General features: G+C 44.9%; 2 protein-coding genes. Both read left to right on the top strand.

Going from position 1 to position 971, the window contains the following annotated elements; all coding sequences use genetic code 11:
* A partial coding sequence (locus ACFIK3_RS09630) for a ShlB/FhaC/HecB family hemolysin secretion/activation protein (protein WP_375676630.1) occupies positions 1-425 on the top strand: 425 nt, incomplete at its 5' end.
* Positions 426-450: 25 nt separating this feature from the next.
* The coding region (locus tag ACFIK3_RS09625; RefSeq protein ID WP_375676629.1) for a filamentous hemagglutinin N-terminal domain-containing protein at positions 451-971 on the top strand (521 nt) is incomplete at its 3' end.

Below are 971 nucleotides of genomic sequence, written 5' to 3'. Positions count from 1 at the left end.
GCTTGGACTTTATACTGAGCAATCTTTTGAGTGGTCAATATTCACCGCATAATTTATTGGGTGCTGAGCAGATTTCGTTGGGGGGTGCTTCCAATGTTCGTGGCACGCGTGAGAGTTTGCTTTTTGGCAATAACGGTTTTTTTAGCCGGAATGATTTGTTGTTGCGCACTATTCCGTGGAGCAATCACGCGACCTTCAAAAAGGTTTTTGGAGAACTTCGCCCTTATGTTGGTTTGGATTATGGGCGTGTTTTTGCACAACCCTTGTATGGGATTAAGAGTGACCAGCTTGCCGGTTGGACAGCAGGTGTCAAGCTTGCGGGAGGCATGGTCTCTCTTGATGCCAGTTATTCCAGTATTTTTTGGAGCACAGTTAAGCACAAAAAATCAGGAACATTTTTTATGACATTAACAATGGAACTTTAAGCATTTTTTATTGGGGAGTTAAAGTATGAGATATGAGAAGAGAGCAGAAAGAGCAGCTTTATTAGGTGTTTTAGTCTCCAGTACGATGCTCAAAAAGGTTTTATTTGGGGGACTTGGTTTTTCTTGTTTGTTAGCCCCTTCAGCGTTACAGGCACAAATTACTGTGGATCCTAACGCTCATGCCGCCCATCGTCCAGATATAGTAGCAGCGCCTAATGGGGTTCCCTCGATTGATATTGTTACCCCCAATGGCAAGGGCTTATCACACAATAAATATAACGATTTTAATATTGGCAATCCAGGTGTGATTTGGAATAATCATGCGCAAGAAGTGGGGCAATCGCAGTTGGGGGGCATTATGCCGGGCAATCCGCATTTGCGCCTCACGGGTTCGGCGAAAGTGATTTTAAATGAAGTCACCAGCAGCAAGCGCAGTGCTTTGAATGGTCCAGGAGAGGTTTTTGGGAGCCCAGCCGATGTGATTATAGCCAATCCCAATGGGATAAGCTGTGATGGTTGTGGCTTTATCAATACGCCCCATGCGAC

The sequence above is a fragment of the Bartonella sp. CB10SXKL genome, from assembly GCF_042195515.1.
Classification (GTDB): domain Bacteria; phylum Pseudomonadota; class Alphaproteobacteria; order Rhizobiales; family Rhizobiaceae; genus Bartonella.
This window is presented reverse-complemented; position numbering and strand designations above follow the sequence as displayed.